Annotated in this window: 4 protein-coding genes; all 4 read left to right on the plus strand. The window is 45.7% G+C overall.

What is annotated here, in order from left to right; translation table 11 throughout:
• Nucleotides 1-116: 116 nt before the first annotated feature.
• A complete protein-coding gene (locus tag BBG47_RS16925) occupies nt 117-1,649 on the plus strand; it encodes an aldehyde dehydrogenase family protein (protein ID WP_065292663.1) in 1,533 nt (510 codons plus the stop codon).
• A gap of 218 nt (nt 1,650-1,867) precedes the next feature.
• Nucleotides 1,868-2,164, plus strand: a complete 297-nt coding sequence (locus BBG47_RS16930) for a hypothetical protein (protein ID WP_021252770.1) — start codon at nt 1,868-1,870, stop codon at nt 2,162-2,164.
• Between the two features lie 65 nt (nt 2,165-2,229).
• Nucleotides 2,230-3,423, plus strand: a complete 1,194-nt coding sequence (locus BBG47_RS16935; RefSeq protein ID WP_251487692.1) for a response regulator — start codon at nt 2,230-2,232, stop codon at nt 3,421-3,423.
• Between the two features lie 302 nt (nt 3,424-3,725).
• A partial coding sequence (locus BBG47_RS16940; protein ID WP_065292664.1) for a collagen binding domain-containing protein occupies nt 3,726-7,376 on the plus strand: 3,651 nt, incomplete at its 3' end.

The raw sequence follows: 7,376 nt of genomic DNA on the forward strand, positions 1-7,376 counted from the left end.
TCCTTAATGTTCCAGTTCATTCACAAGCCTGTCGCACCACATCTGCAAATCAGTCTCTATTTACATCAAAGATATCTCAATGGGAATGATTCGCTGATCGCAAGAATACATATGAGATGTACAAGTTATTAACCACTGTACCAATTCCAAATAGAAGGAGTGATTGCATCTTGTCACAGATTCAGATCAGTCCTAAGGTAGAAGCATTCTTGCAAGGGACGAAAAAGCTGTTCATCAATGGAGAATGGACAGAATCCGCGAAGAATAACGTATTCTCCTCTATGAATCCCGCAACTGGTGAAGTGCTGGCTGTCGTTGCCGAAGCGCAGGAAGAAGACGTCGACAGAGCTGTACAAGCTGCTCGCGATGCCTTCGATCATGGTGAATGGTCCCGCATGAGCGGGGCTGATCGCAGCCGCCTTATTTACAAGCTGGCAGACTTAATTGAATCGAATAAGCGAGAGCTTGCGGAGCTGGAAACGCTGGACAACGGCAAGCCGCTCCGTGAAACACTTGCTGCCGATCTTCCTCTCACCATCGAGCATTTCCGATACTATGCTGGCTGGGCAACCAAAAATGTTGGACAAACGATCCCGACGGCCGGCAACTTCCTCACCTATACGAGACATGAGCCTGTAGGTGTAGTAGGACAAATCATTCCGTGGAACTTTCCACTGCTGATGGCTGCTTGGAAGCTGGGCGCCGCGCTGGCCACTGGCTGTACGGTTGTCCTGAAGCCAGCTGAGCAGACGCCGCTGTCAGCACTCTATCTCGCACAGCTTATTCAGGAAGCTGGCTTCCCGCCGGGTGTCGTGAACGTCATTCCAGGCTTCGGCGAGACAGCTGGTGCTCCGCTTGTCCAGCATCCACATGTTGATAAGATTGCCTTCACAGGATCAACAGTAGTAGGCAAATCTATCATGCAGGAAGCTGCCCACTCCCTGAAGAAGGTTACCCTTGAACTTGGAGGCAAGTCGCCGAACATTATTCTGCCTGATGCTGATTTGTCCCGTGCAGTCCCTGGAGCGCTCAGCGGCATTACCTTCAACCAAGGGCAAGTGTGCTCAGCAGGCTCACGGCTGTACGTGCAGAAGAAGCTCTATGATAACGTTGTTGCTGACCTCGCTTCCAAGGCGAAGCGCATTCGTGTTGGCGCTGGCTTGGACTTAGACACGGAGATGGGGCCTCTCGTGTCCTCCGAGCAGCATGATGTCGTCCAGCGCTACATCGAAGCAGGCAGAGCAGCTGGCGCTGAATTAGTGACGGGCGGAAGCGTACCTTACAATCAAGGCTACTTCGTCGAGCCAACGGTGTTTGCACAGGTTGATCCGCAGATGACCATTGCTCGCGAAGAGATCTTCGGCCCAGTTATTGCAGCATTGCCGTATGATACGCTGGATGACTTGATTGAACAGGCTAACCAGTCCGACTACGGCCTTGCGTCTGGCGTATGGACACAGGACTTGAAGAGCGCCCACTATCTTGCAAGCAAGCTTAGAGCAGGAACCGTATGGATCAACTGCTACAACGTATTCGACGCAGCCGCTCCATTCGGTGGCTACAAGCAGTCAGGAATCGGACGTGAAATGGGCTCCTATGCGCTAGACAATTACACCGAAGTGAAGACGGTATGGGTGAATCTTGATTAATGCTGCATTTATAACCCTTGGCATGACATGACAGTTATCCAGCTGCCAGCAGCTAAATAAGAAGGGAAGGCCGGTCTCTAGGAGCCGGTCTTTTTCCTACTGGTCTGACAAGCTGGGACGGCTCATTCTATTTCAGCAGTCGAATTCAGATTTTGTTCAGCCAAATATGGTTGAATAGAACTAACGAGTACGACTATGACTGCTGGAGGAATGCGAACATGCTATTATCCATCATTCAACAAGAGGCACTTGAGCAGGCAAGACGACATGGAGGACGGCTCATTCGCTGGAGTGGAGGATGTTGGACATATGAGGGAGCTGCTATTTTAGAAGAAGATGATCATAGCAAGGCATTCCCCGAATGGCATTGCACCACCAATACGATCTTCGCCTTGGTACGGCGCGGTTACCTGTTGATGGAAGACTGGCGGAGCTGTACACTTGTTGAGTCACTCCCAAGCTTGAAGTCTATTAATATGCGGGCTATTCTGGAACATAGGCACTTGAAATCGTAACACGGCTATTCACTATTTGTAGAATCAGCTTATATTATCCCTGCGTATTCAGGAATAGAAATAGAATGGGGGCTATCTTAACAATGGGACTGCATGCCATAATTGTTGATGATGAGCGACTCGCTCTAAAGAAAATGGAAAAATTGCTGACGGAACAGACCGGAAGAAATAAAATTGAGCGATTAATGGCTTGCTATAATCCCTATGATGCAATTGAAATTGCACAGCGGGAGCAGCTCCACGTAGCATTTCTAGATATTGAAATGCCGGAGATTAACGGGTTCGAATTAGCCGAACGTCTGCTGCAAATTCATCCAAAACTACATATTATTTTTGTGACGGCCTATCAAGAATATGCGGTCAAAGCATTCGAGCTTAATGCGCTGGATTACCTACTAAAGCCGGTCCACCACAATCGGCTGGCATTGACCTTGCAGCGGCTTACCTCAATGAATCCGCATAATGGGACAGCTCCTGCAATCAGTCATGAGCGAACACCCCAGCTGACATTATGCTGTCTGCAAAGCTTGCACTATATCGATGCGAACGGCGCTGCACAACGATTCCCTTGGAAGACGTTGAAAGCTCAAGAGCTATTCGCGTATCTGCTCTATTACCGAGAGAAAACCGTGAATAAGCAGGTACTGATGGATCTGCTGTGGCCGAATTATGATACGGAACGCGCTACGACGCAGCTGCACACGGCCATTTATCAAATTCGAAAAATGATCAAAACCGCAGAACTCGATATAGAAGTCAAATATAAAGACGAAGGATATCGTCTGGCTTGGGGCGCATTGCGACTTGACGTGGAAGAATGGGAGAACTCTGTTCGCGAAGCTCCCTTACTGCAGACGGATACCTTAGCGCAGCATCTTGCCATCTTGAATGCATACACAGGAGACTTCCTAGAAGAGCATCGATATGGCTGGGCCGAATACGAATGGGAGCGCATACGAACGATCTGGTTGAACCATGCCGAGGCAATTGCTCAATACTACCTTTCGGATGAAATGTACTCAGAAGCTACTCTGATTTATCGCCAAATTATTGACAAGTTCCCTCATATGGAGCATGGTTACTTCGCGCTAATGAACATTTATGCCTCTCTGAATCACTCAGCCGAAGTACGCAAACTGTACAATCTTCTGACAAGCAAGCTCGAAGAGGAGTATGATACGGCCCCTAGCAAGGAAATTACCGACTGGTACCATCAGTGGATGATGGAATCTGCACAAGCTAATGGATCTGCAATCTAGCAGCTGCTCAGCACATACACCGACCAGCGCCTTACCCATCCCGATAACCTATCGGGATTTTTTTGTGTAAATTATGTCTCTTCATCTTAATATAGTCACCATATAATCATCGTACGCACCTCCACCTTTCTCATTTCCGCACAAAAAAATGTCAAGCAAATCTGTTTAACATACCATTTCGTTGGGTAATTTCACATGTCAGGAAATGTTTTCTGAAACTTTCATTTGGTTTGACAAAACTGAATCTTTTAGTAGACAATGATTCAGTTGCAAAAAAATTTAAAAAATAGGAGATTCTAAGAATGAACAACCTTAGAAAGACATTATACGGTCTCTTAGTAGTCGCTATTATGTTGAATCTTGTTCTGCCTCCCACACTTGTTCAAGCGTATGATGGGTTGCCGAATGCATTGTTCAATACCGGAGATCGTAATGCCACAAGCGTTACCGACCTCACCTATGGCAAGGATCCGAACAATGGCCAGGATCCGAGCAGCGTGACGAAGGTTACTTACGGGGCAATTACAGACAATATTCTTACTTCCGTCTCTATAACGGATGCGAAGGGGAATAATATTTCATCTATTCGTCCAAATCTGAATGAATATGTGAATATAGACTATACTTGGAAGCTTCCGGCCGGTCACCATTACGGCGCTGGCTCGACCTTTACATTCCGACTTCCAGACAAGTTCCAGTTATCGGCTCCAATTAAGAATCAACCTTTGAATAAAGGTGGAATCGAATACGGCATTTTTGACATTACATCGGACGGTCAAGTAACCTTCACGTTCAATGATGAAATTGAGGATGGCCAAGAGCTAATCGGCGATTTCTTCGTATGGAGATATTTCGACGAGAAAAAGTTTGAAGGTGGAACCCAGCAAGAAATATCCTTTGATATTCAAGGGAACTCCAGCTTCGAAATTCCAATTCATTTCAACAAAAATCCAAACAGCAAAGAGATTGCAAAGCGTGGCACGGCCAATCGAACGATCAATCCTACGGAAATCGAATGGGTTGTAGACTTCAATACAAGTGAAGACAACATCAATAACGCTATCTTCACCGACATGCTGCCAGACGGCTTGGAAATCGATATGAGTTCTATTACAGTACATAAGCTTGACGTTCAATTGAACGGAACCGTTAAGGAAGCTGAGCAAGTAGCTTACCTCCCCGTACGTGAAGCCAATGGCTTCAAAATCGAGCTGGGCAATATACAAAATGCCTATCGAGTGAAATACAAAACGAAAATTACCAAGACAGAAGACAAACGCTATACCAATGCTGTTCAGGTCACAGGAGATAATCACAACCCTCTAACGATCTCTTCGAGTGTGGATGTACGATTCAGCAAACCGCTAGAGAAACAATCGACCGGCTACGATCCTTACACGCAAACGATCAATTGGAAGATAGAATACAATTACAACGAGCGTGAAATCGACCAAGCGAAGGCGTGGATTGCGGATGTTCTTGACACGAAGGTTCAAGAACTCAATGTGGATTCATTCGTAGTGAACGAGATGTCTATTGACGATAATGGAAAAGCAACCGTTGTCAGACAACTGGGCAAAGATGAATATACGGTCGTAAAAACAACTGACGGATTTAAGCTGCAATTCAAAAATAAAGTAACGAAAGCTTATACCATCGAGTATTCAACCAAATCCATTGACCGAGTTTATGAAAATGGGAAAATCAACAATAAAGTCACGATGCATGACAACACCTCTAAAGAGGCATCGAGAGACATTTACCCTGTCATCTTCTTCAAGGGCCATGACGATGTTAACTATGCCAACAAAACGATTGGTTGGTACCTCACCCTGAATCAAGATAATAAGATGATGGAAAACGTCGTCGTTGAAGATATATTCAAGACGAGAGGTTTGACCATTGATGAGAAAAGCCTCGAGAAGAGCTTAGCGGACGCTGGATTCATCAAAGATACGGATTATACGGTTGATTATATCGTGGATCGTGTAAATCCCAACTATCATAATGGATTCACGATTAAATTTACAAAGCCCCTTACTTCGAGTGTGGTCATACGGTATCAGACAAAATTCGATCCAACCCTGAATACTACTAGCTATACAAACGGCGCAACCCTGAATTGGGAAGAAAAAGGCGTATCTCAGAAGCCTATCACGAAAGAAGATACCGTTACACCAGATGGCTATACGAAGAACAACGGGAATAAAAGAGGCATTTACGATGCCCGCACGAAGGAAATTACGTGGACGATCGATATTAACTACAACCTTCACCACATCGATAAATCCGTACTTCGTGACTTCTATACTGGCGAGCAGACATTCGTTGACGGATCTTTGACTGTACACGAATTGATCTTGTCAGGTGGTGCAAATGGTGTTCAAGAAGGCAGCATTACAAACGATTATACATTCGAGAAGAAAACGGAAAATAATAAATCCGGCTTCGAATTAACGTTCAACAACCCAATTGACAAGGCCTATCGAATTACGTACAAGACAAGCCTTAACAATCAGTCTGTCGTCAAATCCTACAGCAATGGAGCAACATTGGAGGATAAATCGACATCAAACAAAGTATTCGACGGCTCGGCTTCTGTATCACCGCAATACGGCGATGAGTATGTATCCAAGACAGGTGTCCAAGGTAAAGGGGAACAATCGGACATCGCGTTCTGGACCGTCAACATTAATCGCAGCCAATCGCACATCAAGGCCGGTTCGGTTCTGACAGATACGTTGTCTGCCAGCCAAAAGCTTGTGCCAGAATCGATTAAGCTGTACGAAACGACCGTGTCACAGAACGGAACCTTGACTAAAGCTTCCGCGCCAATGGATTTGGAGCAAATTGCGGAATTGAAGGTCGATGGCAACAAACTTACGCTTACCTTCAAGACAGAACTGGATAAAGCTTATGTTTTAGAGTATCAATCCTTTATTGATGCCGATAATGGTGAGAATTTAAGCAACAAGGTATCTTTTGAAGGTCAGTCCTCCGGTACGGTAAACGGCAATGAATCATCAAGCATCAAAGTTGAATTCGCGGGAGCAGGAGGCGGAGCAAGCACCTCCAGCCGCGGAGATTTGAAAATCAAAAAGGTCGATGCTGCTACAGCAGCGCTGCTGGAAGGCGCGAAATTCGGGCTGTACGATAAATCGGGAACGATTCTGCTGCAAGAAGCTGTAACGGATCAAGACGGAATCGCAACATTTACTGATTTGCGATTAAGACAATACAAGATTAAAGAGCTGGCCCCTCCTCCAGGCTACTTGCTGCCGCAAAAGCCGGAGCAGGTCATTACACTGAGCAAGGATGGACAGGTCGTTACAATTAAGAACATCAAAATCGTAAGAGATTTTGAGCTTACGAAAGTAGATGCTGAAAATAGATCTAAGCTTCTTGAAGACGCTGTGTTCAAGCTCCAGCGGTTTGATGGGGTCGGATATGCAGATGTCAATGGATATACGAACCTTCCTACGAAAAAGAACGGTAAGGTGAAACTGACGGATCTTTCTCCAGGTCAATATAAACTGGTCGAGGTTCAGGCTCCCGCTGGGTATAAGCAGGAAGCTAAAGAAATTCCATTTACGATCGATGAAAACCAAACCGTACAAAAAACGGGGACTGTGACAAATAACCGAATCAAAGGCTCTGTTGAACTGACAAAGGTAGATGACGGCAAGCCTGCTTCACCTCTTGCCGGGGCTGAGTTCGAGATTCAAGATGCTAAGACAGGTAAAGTCGTACGCAGCAAGCTGATTACCGGAACAGACGGTAAGGTGAGCACGGGCAACCTGGATATCGGAAGCTATCAATTTGTCGAGAAGGCTGCACCTAAGGGGTACAAGCTCATTACGACTCCATTGAAATTTGATATAAAAGATGAGAGCAAAATCGAGCTCAGATTTGTAAATGAAAAGCTTCCGGGCTCCTTGAAGCTCTTGAAGATT

Origin of the sequence: Paenibacillus sp. KS1, from assembly GCF_001680695.1 — a bacterium.
Taxonomy (GTDB): domain Bacteria; phylum Bacillota; class Bacilli; order Paenibacillales; family Paenibacillaceae; genus Paenibacillus_B; species Paenibacillus_B suaedae.